A 20,480-nucleotide genomic window follows, 5' to 3' on the forward strand; every position below is an offset into this window, starting at 1 on the left:
CTCACCAAGCAGGACCCGAGCGTTCGCTCGGGGCTGCATAAAAAGCTCGGTGTGTTTAAGAGGACTTACGAACGCGCAAGTACCACTCAGACAATAGCCTTACTTGTTTTTCGGTATAGCCTTTTTCCATCATACGGTTGACAAAATCGTCGTGCTTGCGTTGATCGTCTGATGAAGTTTTGGCATTGAAAGAGATGACGGGCAGCAGTTCTTCAGTGTTAGAGAACATTTTCTTTTCGATTACGGTGCGTAATTTTTCGTAACTCGTCCAAACTGGATTCGAACCGTTATTGTTTGCACGTGCTCTAAGAACAAAGTTAACAATCTCGTTACGGAAGTCTTTTGGATTGCTGATCCCTGCTGTTTTCTCAATTTTTTCGAGTTCCTCATTAAGTGAAGAACGATCGAATAACTGCCCAGTTTCCGGATCGCGATACTCTTGATCTTGAATCCAAAAATCGGCATACGTGACGTATCGGTCAAAGATATTTTGGCCGTACTCAGAATAAGATTCGAGATAAGCAGTTTGAATCTCTTTACCGATGAACTCAACATAGCGAGGTACAAGATAACCCTTTAAGAATTCGAGGTATTTTTCGCCTACTTCTTGAGGGAACTGTTCTCGCTCAATTTGTTGCTCGATGACATAAAACAGATGTACTGGGTTGGCCGCGACTTCTGTTTGGTCAAAGTTGAACACACGAGACAAGATCTTAAAGGCAAACCGTGTCGATAACCCAGACATGCCTTCATCAACGCCAGCGTAATCGCGGTATTCTTGATAGCTTTTTGCCTTAGGATCCGTGTCTTTAAGCGTTTCGCCGTCATAAACCCGCATTTTAGAGAATAACGATGAATTCTCTGGATCTTTTAGGCGTGAAAGGACACTGAACTGACCTAGTAACTCTAGCGTACTTGGTGAACAAGGTGCTTTGGTCAGCTCACTGTGTTCAAGAAGCTTTTGATAAATCTTAACTTCTTCAGAGACTCGTAAGCAGTAAGGAACTTTCACAATATAGACACGATCTAGGAATGCTTCGTTATTCTTATTGTTTCTAAACGTCTGCCATTCTGATTCGTTCGAGTGCGCCAGAATCATACCGTCAAAGGGCAGGGCAGAAAGCCCTTCAGTACCGTTGTAGTTGCCTTCTTGCGTTGCTGTCAATAATGGGTGTAGCACCTTAATTGGCGCTTTGAACATCTCTACAAACTCCATCAAGCCTTGGTTCGCCCGACAAAGTGCACCCGAGTAGCTGTAGGCATCAGGGTCATCTTGTGAGAAATGCTCAAGTTGTCGAATATCGACTTTACCGACTAACGATGAAATGTCTTGGTTGTTTTCATCACCGGGTTCGGTTTTCGCTATCCCGACTTGGTCGAGAATCGATGGACGCACTTTCACCACTTTAAATTTGGTAATATCACCACCAAAATCGTGCAGACGTTTTGCTGCCCAAGGAGACATCACTGAGCGAACATAGCGCTTTTCAATGCCGTATTCACTTTTTAGTAAATCGCCATCCTCAGACACATCAAACAAACAGAATGGGTGATCATTTACTGGGCTTCGCTCGCCGTTTGCAGATAAAACGTAGATAGGCATCTTTTGCATTAACGCTTTAAGTTTTTCAGCAAGTGATGATTTCCCTCCGCCTACAGGACCGAGAAGGTATAAAATTTGTTTTCTTTCTTCCAAGCCTTGAGCGGCATGCTTGAGGTAGGAGACGATCTGCTCAATGGCGTCTTCCATTCCATAAAAGTCTTCGAAGGTTTTATAGCGCGATATGATTCTATTTGAAAAAAGGCGGCTCAAATGTGGATCTTGTGCCGTGTCGATGACTTCAGGCTCACCGATCGCAAGTAAAAGACGTTCAGCTGCATTAGCGTAAGCACTTTTTTCGTCTTTACATAGACTCAAGAATTCTTGAATTGATAGCTCTTCATCTTTTGCGGCTTCGTACCGCGATTGATAATGGTCGAAAATACTCATAGCTGATTCCCCTTAAACCGGCAAAGCTGACTGATAACACACAAATAATGCGACTCCATGTCAATTTAAAGACTAGTAGGCTTTTGAGATTTATGCTTTACAATTATGTGTTTATTTGTAAACCAGTGGAGGAGGGCGGATGAAAATCAGTGGAAGTCTCAGGTATTAAACAGCGGTCTTGTTTTTGGGAATTGTCGGTATTTCTATTGGGGTACTTGAATGAATAACGCCCCGCTTGATAGTTGCGAGGCGTATTAAATTTGAGCTATCACACTTCGTGTAGACGATTAAGCGTTAAATATTTGCTTAAATTCAGCACTAGATAAATGGTACTGACGAGGGCAATTTTTCCACGTAACCAGCATACGACGATATTTTTCAAGCATTGGCATTTGGCTGTTAAAATGATGGTCTGCTTTATCAAATTGTGGATATAACCCTTCAGAGTCAACTAAAAAACGGACATAATTGACAAGTTGAGCCTCACTTGCAATGTCAAAGCCTAGGAATAACAAACGACGTTGATCGACGTCTTTACGCTCATTTTGGTCGAGCATTTTGTTCGATTCTTGCATGGCGTGGTACATCTCCATGATGTCGATAATTTCACGACATTCATCTTCAATGAGACAACCGAACTCTTTGTTCATCTCACGCATTTGAAGTTCATAGCCACGTTCAACAATGGTTTGTAGTCTTTTATATTTGTTTTCACTTTCAGGGCTAAGTTTAGCCATTAGGTAATATTGATTCGACAAAATTAGACGTTGAGCATTAGTCATTTCCATCTTTCGAGCCTCACTACAGATAGTCTTTTATTATATGCGGTGTACCGCATTTGAATTTTAGTTAGGTTACCAGTTTACTGCCAATAAGGAACATGATCTCAACACGAAATTGTGACAAAAAAACGCGCATCAAGCGCGTTTTTGTTCTGAGGTGCATATCGGCTAGTATTTTACGATATCTGTATATTGTGAAAGGATATCAACGATGCCATCCATCACTTCTTTTGATGGTGGTTGCGTTCCCTCTAATGGGTAGTCATACCCCAGAGCTTCCCACTTATGTGCACCGAGTTTGTGGTATGGCAATAGCTCCACTTTTTCAATGTTATCCATACCTTGAATAAATTGGCCTAACAAATGCGCAGATTCAGGGTCGTCGGTGTACCCAGGAACAATGACATAGCGGATCCAAGTTTTCTGATTTATTTTTTGTAGATAGCGAGCGAAATCTAAGGTTCGTCGGTTAGAGACCCCAATGAAATCTTGGTGAATTTCGTCTTTCATATGCTTGATATCTAGCATAACGAGATCGGTTGCGGCGAGCACTTCGTCCACCACCTCGGTGTGCTTTCGAATATAGCCATTGGTGTCTAAACACGTATGGATACCTTCGGCTTGTGCTGCTTGGAAAAAGTCACGGACAAACTCAGGTTGAAGCATCGCTTCGCCACCCGAACATGTAATACCGCCGCCTGAGGCATTCATGAAATGGCGGTATGATTTCGCTTCAGCGATCAATTCATCAACCGTTACTTCTTTCCCGCCGTGAGTGTCCCATGTATCGCGATTATGACAATACATGCAGCGCATAAGGCAGCCTTGTAAGAACACGATAAAGCGTATCCCAGGGCCATCGACTGTGCCACAGGATTCGTATGAGTGAATGCGTCCAGATATTGACATGAGCTCTTTCTCTACTAATTATTTTTACCCGCTATTTTATTATAAAACAGCGGCGCCTAACAGGAAAACTGGCGGAAACCTTCATCCTGTGAATACAGCGTATGATGTTGTTAATAATAGGTAACTGTTAGATGCTTGAATAGTGGTATCGGTCAGATTTATAAATCGTGATGAGCCTTGAAATGGCTTTGTTTCAACAACTCTTTTGAAATAGTGGGTTGTGAAGAGATACGCGGCGTAGCCACTTAAAAAAAAGCAAACATAGACATCCCGCCGTTAGCATAAATCGAGCGAGCTGCTTCCTTGTACTCAGGGGATTTGGTCGCTAGAAAGGTACTGATACCAACATATTGGTTATACCAAGTTACTCCAAGAATAGCCTCTGCTTGGAGTGGTTCTAAAGTGACGTTATAGGCGGCACTTGGCTCTGGAATACCAGGTCGATCGCCTTGAATGGTTAGATCATTAAATCGATAGCGGGCTTTTGCTCCCAAATAGCCAAACCAGCCGGTGTTTGAAGCGCCAATCATGCCAGCCTTAAATGGATTTTCACTGTTGATATTGGCGGACCCAAAACTGCCACTTAGGTCCTTTCCCCACCTGAACATCGCTCCTGTAGATAGATCACTTCTAAAGTTACCGATGTTAGTCTCTGTGACGTTTGATATTTCCCATGAGGTATGCTCAGACAATGACTGCCTTTGTAAATTGAAATGTGTTAAATAGCCGATACTGCCGGCGGCTTGATCTTCAATTTGATATTCCCAGCCTTTAGGCTCGGTTGACCTTGTTATTGAGTGAACAAGCTTCTGAGCTCGGTCAGCAAATGAGCTTTCGCCAGTAGCGCCTATGGTAAGGTTGAACTGTTGCGCTTGTTGAGGGTGCAAGCTGATATAGTTGAGTTCTGCGTAAAAATAACCCGCATAGGGGCGATCATTGGCGACGGGTTTGGAAGAATTGATATCCGAAGGTGTCCACATCTTATGCCCGAGTTGGAATTCTATCTTATCAAGTGATGATGCTTTCCAGTACGACAAACTCAATGGTTTAAAAGCAGGATAGGGTGAGATTTTTCCACTCGTATAGGAAAGGAATAGGCCATTAGTATAGTCTTCGTCAGTACCAAACACACTGTCATTGTCTATTGAGAACGCAAGGGTAGAGCGTTCAGACGCGAGTGCACTTACAGATAACAAAACTAAAGGGAATACAACACTATAATTCATGACCCACTCTCTTTCAGTACAACAGATAGAGTTAATCTAAGTTAAGACGATAGTGTGATGTTTGTGAAGGGGAAGGTTGGATATTAGGTGCGAAAGTTCGGTGTAGAGAGGGGGAGAATTGTAAGTAACATTTACACAGTAACGATTAATACTAAATGGGAAAGTAAGCCTATTATTGGCTAAAAAAAAACCTCGCCGAAGCGAGGTTTATGTCTAAATCATTATAACGTTAAATTATAGAGACTCAGTAAATGTACGTGCGATTACGTCTGCTTGCTGCTCTGGTGTTAGAGAGTTAAAGCGTACTGCGTAACCTGATACACGGATTGTTAACTGAGGGTAATTCTCAGGGTGCTTAACTGCGTCTTCAAGAGTACCGCGGTTAAGAACGTTAACGTTAAGGTGTTGACCACCTTCGATGCCAGCTTCGTGGTGGAAGTAACCATCCATTAGGCCTGCAAGGTTAGCACGTTGGCTATCTTCTTCTTTACCTAGCGCGTTAGGAACGATAGAGAAAGTGTAAGAGATACCATCTTGTGCGTCAGCGAACGGTAGTTTACCTACAGAAGTAAGTGAAGCTACAGCGCCTTTTTCGTCACGACCGTGCATTGGGTTAGCACCAGGAGCGAAAGGAGCGCCAGCACGACGACCGTCTGGAGTGTTACCTGTCTTCTTACCGTATACCACGTTTGAAGTGATAGTAAGGATAGACTGAGTAGGGATTGCATCGCGGTACATCTTAAGTGCACGGATTTTGCCCATGAATGTAGAAACAAGTTCACATGCGATGTCATCAACGCGCGCATCATTGTTACCAAATTTAGGGTAATCGCCTTCGATTTCGAAATCAGTTGCAATGCCGTCTTCGTCACGTACTGGTTTAACAGTAGCGTACTTGATAGCAGACAATGAGTCAGCAGCAACAGAAAGACCTGCAATACCACATGCCATAGTACGACGAACGTCACGGTCATGTAGAGCCATTAGAGACGCTTCGTAGCTGTACTTATCGTGCATGAAGTGAATGCTGTTTAGTGCCGTCACGTATTGCTTCGCTAGCCAATCCATGAAGTGGTCTAGACGGTCCATTACTTTGTCGTAATCAAGAACTGAATCAGTCATTGGTGCTTCTTTAGGACCAACCTGCATTTTCAGTTTCTCATCAATGCCGCCATTGATTGCGTACAACATTGTTTTAGCAAGGTTAGCACGAGCGCCAAAGAACTGCATTTGCTTACCAACAATCATTGGAGATACACAACAAGCGATTGCGTAGTCGTCAGATTCTAGGTCAGGACGCATTAGGTCATCATTTTCGTACTGGATAGAAGAAGTATCGATAGATACTTTTGCACAGAACTTCTTGAAGCCTACAGGCAGTTGCTCAGACCAAAGAACCGTGATGTTTGGCTCTGGCGATGGACCCATTGTGTATAGGCTGTTTAGGAAACGGAAGTTAGTACGTGTCACTAGTGTACGACCGTCGATACCCATACCACCCATTGATTCTGTTGCCCAGATTGGGTCACCAGAGAACAACTCATCGTATTCAGGCGTACGTAGGAAACGAACCATACGTAGCTTCATGACGAAATGGTCAATCATTTCTTGTGCTTCAACTTCTGTGATCTTACCAGCAGCGATATCACGCTCGATAAAGATATCTAGGAAAGATGAAGTACGACCAAGAGACATTGCCGCGCCGTTTTGTGATTTAACTGCAGCTAGGTAGCCGAAGTAAGTCCACTGAATCGCTTCTTGAGCAGTTTGAGCTGGCTCAGAGATATCGAAACCGTATTTTTCAGCCATAACTTTGATTTGGCCAAGAGCACGGTGTTGCTCAGAGATTTCTTCACGAAGTTGCATTGTTGCTGCAAGGTCTTCGCCGTTTTCGAAACGCTCTTGAAGAGAAGCAAATTGAGCTTGCTTGTCTTTCATTAGACGGTTGATACCGTAAAGTGCTACACGACGGTAGTCACCGATGATACGACCACGACCGTATGCATCAGGAAGACCTGTTAGAACACCAGATTTACGACATTTTAGGATATCAGGCGTGTAGATATCGAAAACACCAGCATTGTGTGTTTTACGGTATTCAGAGTAGATTTTTGAAACCATTGGGTCGAGAGTGCGACCGTATGCTTTACAAGAACCTTCAACCATACGTACACCACCGTTAGGGATGATTGCACGTTTAAGTGGCGCTTCAGTTTGAAGACCAACGATAGTCTCTAGGTCTTGCTCAATGTAGCCTGCATCGTGTGCAGTGATGGTAGAAATAACAGAAGTATCGAAATCTACAGGTGCTTTAGTCGCGTTTTCCTGTTTGATACCTTCCATTACTTTAGCCCAAAGCTTGTTAGTTGCTTCAGTACCTTCAGAAACTAGGAAGTCTTCGTCACCTTCATAAGGTGCATAGTTCTTTTGGATGAAATCACGAACGTTTACTTCGTTTTGCCACTCACCTGCCGCAAAACCTTCCCAAGCTTTAGCAAATTGCTCTGCCATGACATACCTACCTTGTTAGTAGAAAAAACACGTACTGTTCTCTGGTAATCGAGTGCTCTCCGAATGGGGAACCAGTACACACATTAATAAAAATATTTATGGTCAATCATAGTACCAATTAATCATAAATATTGTTATTCATCAGGTTGAAATCAAGTCTACACTAAAAATTTATTGTAAAACTTAAACTAAATCAATAAAAATTAAAAAAACATAATAAAAATTTGGGTAGCGACGGGCACTACCCAAATTTTTCACTGCATTTCTATAGGAATGCTGGGATTCCATACTGGCCTTCTAGCATACCAACAGCAAGCATTGCTATCAGACATACGACGAAGACACCAACAGGGATCACGATTTTGTCTACAAAAGATAGACGAGATGCACGCTCTTTGTCGCCAATAAGGCCATTATTATCGAGGAACATGGTTAGCGCCCAAGCAAGTACAGGGTTCGCTACCACAGCTGCAAAGATACAGATGCCTGCTGCTTGAGAGTCTTTTGTTTCTCTTACCATTTGCATACCTGCTTCAAGTAGCGGCAAGAATACACCCACAAGCAGCGCAACACGCATCACTGGTGGCCATACTGCAACATCCATCGGGAAGCCTAGGATTGCAACAATGATACATAGAGAACCAAGAAGAATCGCGCCTGCTGGAATTGGACGTTTTGCGATAGCTGCTGGGATCATGTACGTACCCCAAGAAGAGGTAATGTTACCACCACCTACTGCAGTACCAACTATTTGACGAACTGAACACATCGTCATGGTGTCATCAACATCCATCAATACTTTTTCAGTTTTGCGAGGATAGTTAAGTTCTTGGAAGATACGGTGACCTAAGAAATCCGGTGACCACATTGCTACCGCTAAGATCGCGAATGGTAATGAAGCAATGAAGTGTGCAAGATTTGGTAAACCTAATTGCCAACCTTGTTCTGTGCTGCCCCACCAGTAAACAGGGTTCAGGTTCGGGATCCCCATTTGTGTTTCAAATGTTAGGTCAAAGCCGGCGCCTAAACCTAGAGCAATCAATAACCCGGTAATCGCACAAACTGGAATCGCTAACCAACGCTTGTTGATTTTCGCAAGATAGGCATACACAGCAATGTTAATACCAAGAACCACTAAGCCAACATAGCCCATGCTCCCAGCGTCAACCGTGGCAGACGAAAGGCCTACTGCCCATTCTTGAATCGATCCGATTTGACTCATGGTCCCGGTGAAGCCTAGGAAAATCAATAGACCACCAGCGGTACCTTGCGAGGTGAGATTCACCAGCTTGGACCCACCTTTGAAGTAGCTCAATAGTAAACCGAAGACACCCAATAAAATAGCAAGAGCGAGAGGGTGAGCGCCTGCAAGAGCAATTGAGCCAATCAGTGGAATCATTGGTCCGTGGTTACCGGCAAGGTTGGCTCTTGGATTGAAGAAGCCAGAAGCAAGAATACAGAACAACAAAGCAGGGATCAGCATCTCTACACGTGCAACTTCAATTGCAAATTCTTTGCCAAGGTTTACATGGTCCCATGCTGCGGTTAAACCGTCAGCCCAAGACATCATTACCGCTGAATACATGGCGATAATACCAATAGTACCCGCCAGGGCAGGTACTAAGTCTTCGAGTTCAAAGCGGAAATCACGACCTGGTAGGTTTAACCCATAGCGGCGTGGTTTCATGATTTGAAGTTCGTGGTCTAGGTATTCAGAGCGGCTGGCAAACTCAGAAGCAGGACGGTGAAGCTCTTGATAGCTTTTAGTCTCAATATCTGAATCAGAATGCGCTTTATTAACGGCGTCTGACATAGATTCCTCATTTATAAAAAGTTAGTCGTTTGGCGTTTTAGTCGTTTGGCTTGATAGAAGAATACATTCGCTGAATATGAAATGGATACTTACACGCGACTAGCGTGCTTAAGAATAGACGATATCTATAACAAGTAGGCGAATTATTCGTGCTATATCAATGCAGCCGAGTCTAGCAAGCAACGCTAAGAGCTTGATTGATCTTGATCACTTTACGAAATATTGTGAAAGAAAATTACAACCAATGTTTGAATATGCGCACTTGATTAACATTCTGCGTAAGTCACTTTCATAAATTAACAATATGAGTCAAGTTTACTAATAAAAAGGAGCTCAATCTATTGCGATAAAAATAATAGGTGGCATATTCCTTGCTTGTTTTAAGGTAATAGATTGGCATGGCAACGCTTTGCCGCACAAAAATCAGCTAGGAAAGAATGATGAAAAAAAGACTAATGTTGCCGCTTGTTGCCGCGATTTCTACAGTAATGGTTGGGTGTGGCGGAGGCGGCGGTGATAGCGGTGGATCTAGTGGCCCTGCACCAATCGTATATCAATGGCAAGTTGTTGACCTGTATTCGATTGAACGTTCAAAAGTATCTTCGGGTTGTGCGATTTTTGCGAATGATGATTCTGTTGATGGTAATGTCATCGCAGCGAGAGTTGCTGATCGCAACTTCCGTATTTTGTTTCACGACGAGAATGGTCAGGTTATAACAGAAAAGACGATAGATAACATTCCGACAAATGGACTTGTTTCTATTAAGAAAGATGACATACCTTACAAGGGCTATGTGGCTTTGGAAGAGTTAAGTGGCCTTGTGTCTGGGCAAAGAGAGTCGTATATCTTTGGTGTGCAAAAAGATTTGATGCACAGTATGACTATTGCCGTAAGAAATGAGCAACCTAGTGGAAATGCTTGTTATCGCGGTGGTTTAGCGCTAGAAGAAAATGCTAACGATGATGCGGTGATTGCTGTTTCACCTGACAGCTCAGGTGCCACTAAATTTCAAACTAGTGCATCAGGAGCGAAAGTGTTGGAAGGAAGTACGTTAATTGACTTACCAGTGGTATCGGGGTTTCCAGCATTAGAAAGAAAGATAGTAACTGGTTTTAACCCAACGGGAAGCAAGCTAAATTCGCTTACGCACTATGCCATTATTGAGTCAGCCGACGTGTATGATAAGCAAACGCCTCCAACCAGTAAGCCTATTAGAGAAATGACCAGCTCAGATGTGGTTCAATATCCATTTACAAATACAAATATCACATTAAATGAAGCAAGTAAGGTGAAAGTTGTACTTGATAACGACGTTTATGGATGGCAACCGATCAATAGCGACACCAACGACTTTTCATACGTGGCGTCTGAAAAGAGGTTATCAAATTGGGCGGCCGAAGTTTATGGTAAGACTACCTCTGATTGGAATTATGTTGGGTTACTCCCACTATCTGCTTCACCTGCAACTATTGTAGCTCCTACAGTCACTGATTTTACTGGGACATCGATATCAAATTGCGACTCGGGATATTGTGTAACTTCACCTTCTTACAGTGTGAACGATTTCGCTATCCAAAGAACGGCAATTCGCAGTAAAACTGATCAAAATAAGAATTTCTACCAATCAATATATGGCCCAGTAACAGCATCGCAAGTCGTTTTAGAAAGCCCAACGGAGCAGGTTTCGCCGACTACGGCGAGTGATACTATCGAGATAGGTTTGGTCGCAGTTGATGAAAGTAATGTAAGTTTTGCCTACTCAGCTCAATACCTAATGAAGAATTCTATAGATATGCAAGATCATGTTAGTAATGGAAGCGCGGCTTACTCAGATTTTAATGGTCGAGTAGTGCTGGAGGCTGACTCCCTTACTGAAGATATTAACATGATGAAGTCAGAGCTTACCTTTTTGACTAATCGAAATAATTAACGATATGAATGCAGTATTGTAATGATTAAATTGAAGAGCCTCGCATAGAAATGCGAGGCTCTTTTTTTACGCGATAACATGCGAAGTTAACTAGATGTGAAGCAGAGCGCGGATGGGGTTTTAAGAACAGTTGAACTTTTCAATGAAATGTAAAAAAGGTTGTTATATAGTGTTTTGACGTACGATTTAGTTACATGACTGAAGTGGAACAATACACTCGCATTAGAGTTGCTTCTAATCGGTGTGAAGCGACGGTGTTAAATCACATGAAAGTGAAGGTTTGAAGGTTAAAAGGGAACGATAACTCCGTTTTATGCCGTAGGGAGCAAGTAGTGCTAGCAAAAAGAATTATTCCTTGTCTGGATGTCCGAGATGGTCAAGTGGTGAAGGGTGTCCAGTTCCGTAACCATGAAGTAATAGGCGATATTGTCCCTCTTGCCGCTCGTTATGCCGAGGAAGGTGCAGATGAACTGGTTTTTTATGATATCACCGCATCGAGTGATGGCCGTGTTGTTGACAAAAGCTGGGTTGCTCGAGTCGCTGAAGTAATTGATATCCCATTTTGTGTTGCTGGTGGCATCAAGTCTGCAGAGGACGCTGCTCGCATTTTGGAGTTCGGGGCTGATAAAGTCTCAATTAACTCTCCGGCTTTAGCAAATCCTGAGTTGATTACTGAATTAGCCGACAAATTTGGTGTCCAGTGCATCGTGGTGGGCATAGATTCCTACTTTGATAAAGAGACGGGTAAATATCAGGTCTACCAGTTTACGGGTGATGAAAACCGAACCAAAGCGACACAATGGGAAACTCGCGACTGGGTGCAAGAAGTGCAGAAACGTGGGGCTGGAGAGATCGTTCTTAATATGATGAACCAAGATGGTGTTCGTAGTGGGTACGATCTGACTCAACTCAACATGGTTCGTGAAGTTTGCCATGTCCCTCTCATTGCTTCAGGCGGAGCTGGGGCGATGGAACACTTTTCTGAAGTATATAAAGAAACAAACGTGGATGGGGCGCTCGCCGCGTCTGTCTTCCACAAGCAAATTATTAATATTGGTGAGCTAAAGCAATATTTAGCTGGTCAAGGTGTGGAGATCAGATTATGAGTAATACAGCTGCAGCATTAAAAGAACGTATTGACTGGGAAAAAGTAGATGGACTGATCCCTGCGATCATTCAGGACTTTCAGTCAAGCCAAGTGCTGATGATGGGTTACATGACACCAGATGCGTTAGATAAAACGACTGAGACTCAACAAGTCACGTTTTTCTCCCGTACAAAAGCACGACTTTGGACCAAAGGGGAAACATCTGGGAATGTTCTTCAACTAAAATCGATCGCGTTAGATTGCGATAATGACACGCTATTGGTGAAAGTAGACCCTATTGGACCGACCTGCCACACTGGGACCACAACGTGTTTCGACGCCGATCAACAAGAAGAATCACAAATGGTGTGGCTTCATCAGCTTGAGCAATTGCTCGCCGACCGAAAAAATGCTGATCCTGACTCCTCCTATACCGCGAGCCTCTATGCTAGGGGCACCAAGCGTATATCGCAGAAAGTTGGCGAAGAAGGCGTTGAAGTCGCGCTTGCGGCAACGTCGGGTGACAAGGCGGAATTAGTCTGTGAGTCTGCCGATCTAATTTACCATTTACTTGTTTTACTGCAGGACCAAGGTTTATCACTTAATGACGTTGTTAACAAACTGAAAGAGCGTCATAAATAGCTGACTCAGTAAACAAAGCATAAAAAAACCCTCTACAGAGGGTTTTTTTATGGAATCTACGTCGATAGTGCGGTAAATCACTTAACTAAATTGTAAGCCGTATAACATTATATTGCACAAATGAGTGGTAATCATTTAAGCCGCAGAGCAATTAGGTTGTTGATACCTAATATATTGTTGATACCCATTAGATCGTTGAAACATCGTGTCTTCGATTAAATATTTATTAGTGTGAACTTAAACGTTATTTGGCCATGTCACCGTCCACAGGGGTCACAGAACTTGCATGGTATCCTTTAGGCCCTTCTTCTACTTCATAGTTGACTTGTTGTCCCGCTTTTAATGTGCGGTAACCATCCATATGAATCGTTGAATAATGTGCAAAAATATCGTTGTCGCCACCTTCTGGACAAATGAATCCAAATCCCTTGGCATTGTTAAACCATTTTACTGTACCTGTAGCCATGCTATACATCCCTCATGCATTTTTCTGAAGTTGTTCGAAGACACGGGTTACCACTTCACCGTCGACACTTCCTTATCGGTCACTTAAATTTTCAAAGCTCTTTTCATTATCTCATCGCGGCTAGGATAAAAAATCCACAGTAAGTAAATTCCTACCCAAGGGAGAGTATCAAGATAAACTTGTTAAATTTTAGTCACTAAATAACCACTTTAGTCAATCATTAAACTTAGTCAATAAGAATGTCACATAAATAACCACATATTCTAAACATATTCACTTTGGTTTTAACAATGTCGCAAACGGTGGCTTTAGTTTAGGGCGTGATGATGTATTCTTAATGGGGAGGGGGAAATGTTTTTTCTACTTGGCTCATATGTGACACACACTAATAGCATTGTTTTGTTTGCAGCGATACAATTGGTGTCTTAGTCTCTAATATAGAGATGCTTTTCGAGTGTAGCGACAATGTACCTCTGTAACAGTAAGGTAACGATGTTGTTTATACAGTCTTTTGAATATTAACGAAAACTCTCAAACATTCTGGCCATGAGTAAAAATTTTGAATGGGTGACTCCAGACTCAGATTTACTGGAGAAAGAAAAAACTAAGGTTAAGCCACCGGGCATGTACCACGTTGTTTTAAATAATGATGATTACACCCCGATGGACTTTGTTGTAGAAATCTTGGAACGCTTTTTTTCACTCAACGAAGATCAAGCGACGCAAGTGATGCTACAGGTACATTATGACGGTAAAGCCGTATGTGGCACCTATACATCCGAAGTCGCTGAAACAAAAGTTGCTCAAGTGACCATGTATTCAAGGGAAAATGAACATCCACTTTTGTGTACCATGGAAAAAGCCTAATTTTCGAATGAATGGCAGTTGTCATTCCTTAGGAGGTACTTATGCTGAATAAAGAATTAGAATCGAGTCTCAACGGCGCATTTGCTCGTGCCCGTGACAAAAGACATGAATTCATGACCGTAGAGCATCTCCTTTTAGCATTGTTAGAAAACGATTCTGCTAAAGAAGCTTTAACGGCTTGTAGCGCAAATCTCGACAATCTGCGTGAAGAGCTCGACGCATTCATCGACCAAACTACGCCGTTAATTCCTGATAACGACGATACCCGTGAGACACAGCCAACACTAAGCTTCCAACGAGTGTTGCAACGTGCTGTTTTCCATGTGCAATCTTCTGGTCGTAGCGAAGTGACAGGGGCCAATGTGCTCGTTGCCATATTTAGTGAGCAGGAATCACATGCTGCCTATTTGCTGAAGAAAAACGATATTAGCCGTTTAGATATCGTTAATTTTATCTCTCACGGTATTACCAAAAACTCTGGTGCGTCAGACAGTGAACCGACAAGCGGCTCATTGGGCGGAGGAAGTGAACCCGTTGAAGATGCAAATGGTGAAGATCGCTTAGAAAATTTTGCGACCAACCTGAATCAAGTCGCCAAAGATGGTGACATCGACCCGCTTATTGGTCGAGACAAAGAGCTTGAAAGAACCATACAAGTATTGTGTCGTCGCCGTAAAAATAACCCATTGCTTGTGGGCGAAGCTGGAGTCGGTAAAACGGCTATCGCAGAAGGACTGGCATGGAGAATCGTTGAAGGCTTGGTGCCTGACGTGATTGAAAATTGTGTTATTTATTCTTTAGATATTGGGTCCTTGCTGGCCGGCACTAAATATCGAGGGGACTTCGAGAAACGCTTTAAAGCCATATTGAAGCAACTTGAGAAAGAAGATGACGCCATTCTATTTATCGATGAAATCCATACCATTATTGGCGCGGGTGCCGCTTCTGGCGGGCAAGTTGATGCAGCAAACCTTATCAAGCCATTACTGAGCAGCGGTAAGCTACGTTGTATTGGGTCAACGACCTACCAGGAATACAGTAATATCTTTGATAAAGAACGAGCATTATCTCGTCGTTTCCAAAAAATTGACGTGGTTGAACCATCATTAGACGATACCACTAAGATATTGATTGGTTTGAAACCAAAGTATGAAGCGCACCATGAGGTTCGTTATACCAACAAAGCACTTCGTGCCGCGGTTGAGCTTTCGGCCAAATATATTAATGAGCGTCATCTGCCTGACAAAGCGATTGATGTTATCGATGAAGCGGGGGCTCGTAGCCGGTTAGTCCCAGCGAGCCGACGTAAGAAAACCGTCGGGGTTGCCGATATCGAGTCAATGGTTGCGAAGATGGCCCGTATTCCAGAAAAGTCAGTGTCTTCATCGGACAAAGACATTCTTCAAAATCTAGATGAAAAAATGAAGATGCTTGTCTTTGGTCAAGATAAGGCTATCGATGTTCTATCTGAAGCAATCAAGATGACTCGTGCGGGCTTAGGTAATGATGATCGCCCAGTCGGTTCATTCTTATTTGCAGGCCCAACAGGGGTAGGTAAAACCGAAGTTACCGTTCAGTTGTCCAAATTACTGGGTATCGAGCTGCTAAGGTTTGATATGTCTGAGTACGGTGAGCGTCACTCAGTTAGTCGCTTGATTGGTGCGCCTCCTGGTTATGTTGGCTACGACCAAGGCGGACTGCTCACAGACTCAGTGATTAAACATCCGCATTCGGTTGTCTTATTGGATGAGATTGAAAAAGCGCACCCGGATATTTTTAACTTGCTGTTGCAGGTCATGGATAACGGTACATTAACGGATAACAATGGCCGTAAAGCCGATTTCCGAAATGTTATTCTTGTCATGACAAGTAATGCGGGCGTTTCTGAGACCGAGAAAAAATCGATTGGTCTTATTCAACAAGATCACCAACCAGATGCCATGGGAGCGATTAAGCGCGTATTCACACCTGAATTCCGCAACCGCCTTGATGGGATTATTTGGTTTAATAGTCTAGACGATACCGTTATCCATCAAGTGGTCGATAAGTTTATCGTTGAGCTCCAGGCCCAACTAGACTCACGAGGGGTATCTTTAGAGGTTTCTGCAGATGCGCGTGATTGGTTAGCTCTTAAAGGCTATGACAAGACGATGGGCGCGCGTCCAATGGGACGAGTGGTACAAGACAAACTTAAGAAACCGTTGGCTAATGAGCTGTTGTTTGGCTCGCTTATAGATGGTGGCACGGTAAGAGTATCGCTAAAAGATGATGACTTAGACTTTGAGTATATTGGCTCGAAAGAAGAAGTTCTTCACTAGTTAGCATCCGTTTGCCAAAGGAAAAAAACGTACGAATTATCGTACGTTTTTTTTAACCATTCTTGGGGCTGCTTACGCTAAACCTAAGATGATGGCTGGTACTACTAAAAACAAAAAACGGAGCCTAAGCTCCGTTTTTTTGTGATCGGTTAAACCTAGAGATTAACGAGCACGGAAGACGATGCGACCTTTAGATAGGTCGTATGGAGTCATCTCTACAGTTACTTTGTCACCAGTAAGGATACGGATGTAGTTTTTACGCATCTTACCAGAGATGTGAGCTGTAACTACGTGACCGTTTTCTAGTTCAACACGGAACATTGTGTTTGGTAGAGTATCAAGAACAGTGCCTTGCAACTCAATTACGTCTTCTTTAGCCATTGAACCCTCTTTCGAAATGTGGCGCTTTTAACGGTCTGCATTGTGCCGTCAAAATCTTTATAAGTAAAGTTGTCGCGTATTCTACCCTTGCCACCGCTGATTTACTAGCCTTTGATGACGTTGGAAGCGGGTTTTATAGTTCATTGCGGAACATTGGTCGATTTGATACCCCAAATATAGCCATTGTTTATCATATTGTTGGCAGTATTGTGCTTGAAAGAGTACGGCAAGCGTTCCCAAGGACAACGAGATGTCAGGGTCAAAAAAGGTGTAAAAAGCACTAGCACTGTTTTCTAAAATATCAGTAATGGCAACACCCACAAGTGTGTCACCGTCATAAATATGCAAAAAGTGCATTGTCATCCAGCCACATTTTGCAAAATCAAAGAACTGTTCTTTTTTAGGGGGGTGCATACTGCCACTTGTGTGGCGAGCGTTAATATATTTGGCATAAAGCTCAAACCAGTTTTCATCGAGCTCTGAATTAATCCTCCAGGAGAGGTGCTTAGACTTGGCCAAAAGGCGTTTTTGGCTTTTTGTTGGTTTGAAATCAGGGATAGCGACTCTAAGTGCCTGACAAGCTTGGCAGTGATCGCATTGGGGTTTATAAATCACATCACCACTGCGTCGAAACCCGTTAGCCAGTAACATCTCGAAGTGTTGTTCGTCATGGCAATATTTTTCTAAAACGATGGCAACTCGTTCATCCTGGCCTTTGAGGTAACTACAGGGTTGATTGGTCGTTAAGCCAATACGGATTTGCTGTGAAGCCATATTCATTTGCTTGCTTCCTCACGTTTTATTGACGTCGTTGAGTGGCTGACTTTGATTTCTTGACGGTGGTAGCAGCCTTTGTCCATTGCCACTTCTCTACGTTGATGGAGATTTTCGATAAACGTTTCTCTCGTCAATTCTATTGCCCCCAGTGACGCTAAGTGAGGATTCATTACTTGGCAGTCAATGAGTGTGCCGCCATGACGCATGAAATGCTGACAAAAATACCAAAGTGCAATTTTGGATGCGTTTGTTTTTAGGGAAAACATTGACTCGCCACAAAACAAAGTGCCGATGGAGAGTCCATAAAGGCCACCCACCAAGGTATCCTCGTCCCAAACCTCGACTGAATGGCAATGTCCCTGCTTAGACAATGCAATGTAGGCGTGCCGCATGTCTTGGTTTAACCACGTTTCTTCTGCAGGACGGGTGCTGGAACAATAATTGATGACCTGTTCTGTTGCTGCATTAATCGTGATGCGATATTGCGCTTTTTTTTGAAATTTCTTCAGGCTTCGCGACGGTGTGAATTGGGTGGGGACAAACACCGCTCGCGGGGCTGGGCTCCACCACAATAAAGGTTCGTTAGGCCCAAACCATGGAAACACACCATGACGGTAGGCATTTAAAATTCTTTGTGGATTGAGATCGCCACCAAAAGCGAGTAACCCATTTGGGTCTTGCAGTGCTTCAAACGGAGAAGGAAAGTCAAAGCAGTCAGGGCCGAGTTCAGGTAGATAGATAGTCATGATAATAAGTTTAGATGCTCTTGCCGTAATTATACGTTATTTTCGCAAGTTATACGCGCGCAATCAGTACTAGCTAGCTAGTACTGATTGCGCAAAAGGTAGGCGGTTTCAGCGGATAAAAGCTGGTGTTATCCGTGTAATTTGGGTACGCTGCTTTTACGAAGAATGACGATGACATTCGTTGCAGGACATACGATGTCAGTAAAGGATTAGATACAGCTAATGGAAAGTTTAACACTCCAACCCATCAATAAAGTCTCCGGAACCGTAAACCTTCCTGGTTCAAAAAGTGTTTCCAATCGCGCATTGCTGTTGGCAGCTTTAGCTCAAGGTACGACGACACTAACCAATCTTTTGGACAGTGATGACATCAAGCACATGTTGAACGCATTAACGGCGCTCGGTGTCAGCTATGAATTGTCAGATGATAAAAAACAGTGTGTTGTGAACGGATTAGGTCGCCCTTTTTCTGTGAGTCAAATGACGGAATTATTCTTGGGCAACGCAGGTACTGCGATGCGTCCACTTGCTGCAGCATTATGTCTGGGGCAGGGTGAGTATGTCCTAACTGGCGAACCAAGAATGAAAGAGCGCCCAATTGGACACTTGGTTGACGCATTGACTCAGGCTGGTGCAAGAGTTGAGTATCTAGAAAACGAAAATTATCCACCGCTAAAACTGTATGGTACCGGTCTGAAAGGTGGAAAAGTGACGATTGATGGCTCTATTTCTAGTCAGTTTCTTACGGCATTTTTAATGTCAGCGCCGTTTGCTGAATCAGACGTTACTATCGAAATTGACGGTGAACTCGTTTCTAAGCCTTACATCGATATTACACTGCATATTATGCAGCAATTTGGTGTTGTGGTAGAGAATAATAATTATCAAACCTTCGTCATTAGAAGCGGGCAGCAATACCGCTCTCCTGGTCAATTTTTAGTGGAAGGCGATGCGTCTTCAGCCTCTTATTTTTTAGCGGCGGCAGCGATAAAAGGTGGCGAAATTAAAGTCACAGGTATCGGTAAAAATAGCATTCAAGGTGATATCCGTTTTGCTGACGCATTGGAAAAAATGGGTGCGGAAATTGAATGGGGAGAGGATTATATTACGTGTCGTAGAGGCGAACTTGTTGGCATCGATATGGATTACAACCATATTCCCGATGCGGCCATGACTATCGCAACAACCGCGTTGTTTGCAACGGGTAAGACTGTGATTCGTAACGTTTATAACTGGCGTGTTAAAGAAACCGATCGCTTAGCTGCGATGGCCACTGAGCTTAGAAAAGTGGGGGCGGTTGTTGAAGAGGGGGAGGACTATATCATTGTCGAACCTGTGGCTAAATTGACGCATGCGACGATTGACACTTATGATGATCATAGGATGGCCATGTGCTTTTCATTGGTGGCGCTTAGTCATACACCTGTCACGATTAATGACCCTAAGTGCACATCGAAAACATTCCCGGATTATTTCGAAAAATTGGCTGAATTGAGCCACTAACGAATATGATTTAAATAAAGCGCCCATTCAGGGCGCTTTATTATTTCAGGGTGAATTCTTTAGAGAGATGGTGAGCTAAGTACTTAAACATGTTGAACACGGCGGTGGTATTTGGCGTTGGTAATCCTTGCTCATCGAGAAAATAATGCCCCTTGAAAACCAGAACCTCTTCTTTTTCTTCTACACTCTCTGCACGCATGCCTTCCAAATAGTCGTCATGCTCTTGAATTATTTGGTTTGCGATTAGCAATAAATCAAACTCGGAAATGGGTTGTTTCTCGGACATATAAGCGCTCTCAATCATTAGTTAATATCCGATAGTGTATTGAGGTGTAGGGGGTTTGCAAGTGCTAAGTTGCGGCCTAGAATGCCGGGTATTATGTGATAAGAAACAAATTTTGATTATCAACACTAGTCACAGCAAGGGTATGGCGTTTAGTATGGCGCCAGTCTTTCAACGTGTAAACTCGGTTCGATCGGACATTTGTCGAGCGATTAGAATACAATTGTAAAAAAACAGGTTGATCTTCT

The 20,480-nt window shown here is 43.2% G+C and carries 17 protein-coding genes; 6 read left to right on the top strand and 11 right to left on the bottom strand.

Annotated features, from left to right (window positions below; genetic code table 11):
* Nucleotides 1-55: 55 nt before the first annotated feature.
* From AB4405_RS11310 to AB4405_RS11335, 6 genes are all read right to left on the bottom strand, one after another.
* Nucleotides 56-1,990, bottom strand: coding sequence for a PrkA family serine protein kinase (locus AB4405_RS11310; protein WP_102471382.1), 1,935 nt, complete (start codon nucleotides 1,988-1,990; stop codon nucleotides 56-58).
* A 287-nt stretch (nucleotides 1,991-2,277) separates the two neighbouring features.
* A complete protein-coding gene (locus tag AB4405_RS11315; protein WP_102471383.1) occupies nucleotides 2,278-2,778 on the bottom strand; it encodes a YfbU family protein in 501 nt (166 codons plus the stop codon).
* A gap of 162 nt (nucleotides 2,779-2,940) precedes the next feature.
* Complete coding sequence (gene pflA, locus AB4405_RS11320) at nucleotides 2,941-3,681, bottom strand: pyruvate formate lyase 1-activating protein (RefSeq protein ID WP_372060845.1); 741 nt, start codon at nucleotides 3,679-3,681, stop codon at nucleotides 2,941-2,943.
* 245 nt (nucleotides 3,682-3,926) lie between these two features.
* Nucleotides 3,927-4,907 carry a lipid A deacylase LpxR family protein gene (locus tag AB4405_RS11325; protein WP_372060846.1) on the bottom strand — a complete coding sequence of 327 codons (981 nt, stop codon included), beginning with the start codon at nucleotides 4,905-4,907 and terminating at the stop codon, nucleotides 3,927-3,929.
* Nucleotides 4,908-5,141: 234 nt separating this feature from the next.
* On the bottom strand, nucleotides 5,142-7,418 hold the full coding sequence (gene pflB / locus AB4405_RS11330; RefSeq protein ID WP_372060847.1) for a formate C-acetyltransferase: 2,277 nt from the start codon (nucleotides 7,416-7,418) through the stop codon (nucleotides 5,142-5,144).
* Between the two features lie 265 nt (nucleotides 7,419-7,683).
* The gene (locus tag AB4405_RS11335; protein WP_372060848.1) at nucleotides 7,684-9,231 is read right to left on the bottom strand and encodes a DUF3360 family protein; all 1,548 of its coding nucleotides are present in this window, start codon (nucleotides 9,229-9,231) and stop codon (nucleotides 7,684-7,686) included.
* Nucleotides 9,232-9,671: 440 nt separating this feature from the next.
* On the opposite strand from AB4405_RS11335, the gene AB4405_RS11340 reads away from it, so the two are divergent.
* The 3 genes from AB4405_RS11340 (at nucleotide 9,672) to hisIE (ending at nucleotide 12,891) form a co-directional block, all read left to right on the top strand.
* Nucleotides 9,672-11,162, top strand: coding sequence for a hypothetical protein (locus AB4405_RS11340; protein ID WP_372060849.1), 1,491 nt, complete (start codon nucleotides 9,672-9,674; stop codon nucleotides 11,160-11,162).
* Between the two features lie 332 nt (nucleotides 11,163-11,494).
* A complete protein-coding gene (hisF, locus tag AB4405_RS11345) occupies nucleotides 11,495-12,268 on the top strand; it encodes an imidazole glycerol phosphate synthase subunit HisF (RefSeq protein WP_102471389.1) in 774 nt (257 codons plus the stop codon).
* A complete protein-coding gene (gene hisIE / locus AB4405_RS11350; protein ID WP_102471390.1) occupies nucleotides 12,265-12,891 on the top strand; it encodes a bifunctional phosphoribosyl-AMP cyclohydrolase/phosphoribosyl-ATP diphosphatase HisIE in 627 nt (208 codons plus the stop codon). The genes hisF and hisIE overlap by 4 nt, the downstream gene beginning before the upstream one ends.
* A gap of 244 nt (nucleotides 12,892-13,135) precedes the next feature.
* Here the strand turns inward: hisIE and cspD are convergent, their stop codons facing one another.
* Nucleotides 13,136-13,357, bottom strand: a complete 222-nt coding sequence (gene cspD / locus AB4405_RS11355; protein ID WP_198593072.1) for a cold shock domain-containing protein CspD — start codon at nucleotides 13,355-13,357, stop codon at nucleotides 13,136-13,138.
* A gap of 546 nt (nucleotides 13,358-13,903) precedes the next feature.
* Between cspD and clpS the strand changes: the two genes are divergently transcribed.
* Together clpS and clpA are read left to right on the top strand one after the other, a co-directional pair.
* A complete protein-coding gene (gene clpS, locus AB4405_RS11360) occupies nucleotides 13,904-14,224 on the top strand; it encodes an ATP-dependent Clp protease adapter ClpS (RefSeq protein ID WP_102471392.1) in 321 nt (106 codons plus the stop codon).
* Between the two features lie 41 nt (nucleotides 14,225-14,265).
* Nucleotides 14,266-16,542, top strand: a complete 2,277-nt coding sequence (gene clpA, locus AB4405_RS11365) for an ATP-dependent Clp protease ATP-binding subunit ClpA (RefSeq protein WP_102471393.1) — start codon at nucleotides 14,266-14,268, stop codon at nucleotides 16,540-16,542.
* Between the two features lie 162 nt (nucleotides 16,543-16,704).
* On the opposite strand, the gene infA is transcribed toward clpA, so the two are convergent.
* The 3 genes from infA to aat all read right to left on the bottom strand — a co-directional run bounded on the left by infA (nucleotide 16,705) and on the right by aat (nucleotide 18,446).
* Entirely contained in the window at nucleotides 16,705-16,923 is a 219-nt protein-coding gene (infA, locus tag AB4405_RS11370; RefSeq protein ID WP_005600159.1) for a translation initiation factor IF-1, read from the bottom strand.
* An 81-nt stretch (nucleotides 16,924-17,004) separates the two neighbouring features.
* Entirely contained in the window at nucleotides 17,005-17,703 is a 699-nt protein-coding gene (locus AB4405_RS11375) for an arginyltransferase (protein WP_372060850.1), read from the bottom strand.
* Complete coding sequence (gene aat, locus AB4405_RS11380) at nucleotides 17,700-18,446, bottom strand: leucyl/phenylalanyl-tRNA--protein transferase (RefSeq protein WP_372060851.1); 747 nt, start codon at nucleotides 18,444-18,446, stop codon at nucleotides 17,700-17,702. Before aat ends, AB4405_RS11375 begins: the two co-directional genes overlap by 4 nt.
* 222 nt (nucleotides 18,447-18,668) lie before the next feature.
* Here aat and aroA point away from each other — a divergent pair, with 222 nt between their 5' ends.
* A complete protein-coding gene (gene aroA, locus AB4405_RS11385) occupies nucleotides 18,669-19,949 on the top strand; it encodes a 3-phosphoshikimate 1-carboxyvinyltransferase (RefSeq protein ID WP_372060852.1) in 1,281 nt (426 codons plus the stop codon).
* Nucleotides 19,950-19,989: 40 nt separating this feature from the next.
* Here the strand turns inward: aroA and AB4405_RS11390 are convergent, their stop codons facing one another.
* Nucleotides 19,990-20,235 (bottom strand): YciN family protein, encoded by a 246-nt coding sequence (locus AB4405_RS11390; RefSeq protein ID WP_102471593.1) that lies wholly within the window; start codon nucleotides 20,233-20,235, stop codon nucleotides 19,990-19,992.
* Between the last annotated feature and the right edge of the window lie 245 nt (nucleotides 20,236-20,480).

The sequence above is a fragment of the Vibrio sp. 10N.261.51.F12 genome (genome assembly GCF_041471725.1).
Lineage (GTDB): Bacteria > Pseudomonadota > Gammaproteobacteria > Enterobacterales > Vibrionaceae > Vibrio.

Bases quoted from the DNA above. Each gene is read 5' to 3' on its own strand.
- hisIE (WP_102471390.1), top strand. From the start codon at position 12,265: ATGAGTAATACAGCTGCAGCATTAAAAGAACGTATTGACTGGGAAAAA.
- AB4405_RS11340 (WP_372060849.1), top strand. From the start codon at position 9,672: ATGAAAAAAAGACTAATGTTGCCGCTTGTTGCCGCGATTTCTACAGTA.
- aat (WP_372060851.1), bottom strand. From the start codon at position 18,446: ATGACTATCTATCTACCTGAACTCGGCCCTGACTGCTTTGACTTTCCT.
- infA (WP_005600159.1), bottom strand. From the start codon at position 16,923: ATGGCTAAAGAAGACGTAATTGAGTTGCAAGGCACTGTTCTTGATACT.
- clpS (WP_102471392.1), top strand. From the start codon at position 13,904: ATGAGTAAAAATTTTGAATGGGTGACTCCAGACTCAGATTTACTGGAG.
- AB4405_RS11375 (WP_372060850.1), bottom strand. From the start codon at position 17,703: ATGAATATGGCTTCACAGCAAATCCGTATTGGCTTAACGACCAATCAA.
- AB4405_RS11310 (WP_102471382.1), bottom strand. From the start codon at position 1,990: ATGAGTATTTTCGACCATTATCAATCGCGGTACGAAGCCGCAAAAGAT.
- AB4405_RS11335 (WP_372060848.1), bottom strand. From the start codon at position 9,231: ATGTCAGACGCCGTTAATAAAGCGCATTCTGATTCAGATATTGAGACT.
- pflA (WP_372060845.1), bottom strand. From the start codon at position 3,681: ATGTCAATATCTGGACGCATTCACTCATACGAATCCTGTGGCACAGTC.
- aroA (WP_372060852.1), top strand. From the start codon at position 18,669: ATGGAAAGTTTAACACTCCAACCCATCAATAAAGTCTCCGGAACCGTA.
- pflB (WP_372060847.1), bottom strand. From the start codon at position 7,418: ATGGCAGAGCAATTTGCTAAAGCTTGGGAAGGTTTTGCGGCAGGTGAG.
- AB4405_RS11390 (WP_102471593.1), bottom strand. From the start codon at position 20,235: ATGTCCGAGAAACAACCCATTTCCGAGTTTGATTTATTGCTAATCGCA.
- AB4405_RS11325 (WP_372060846.1), bottom strand. From the start codon at position 4,907: ATGAATTATAGTGTTGTATTCCCTTTAGTTTTGTTATCTGTAAGTGCA.
- cspD (WP_198593072.1), bottom strand. From the start codon at position 13,357: ATGGCTACAGGTACAGTAAAATGGTTTAACAATGCCAAGGGATTTGGA.
- clpA (WP_102471393.1), top strand. From the start codon at position 14,266: ATGCTGAATAAAGAATTAGAATCGAGTCTCAACGGCGCATTTGCTCGT.
- AB4405_RS11315 (WP_102471383.1), bottom strand. From the start codon at position 2,778: ATGGAAATGACTAATGCTCAACGTCTAATTTTGTCGAATCAATATTAC.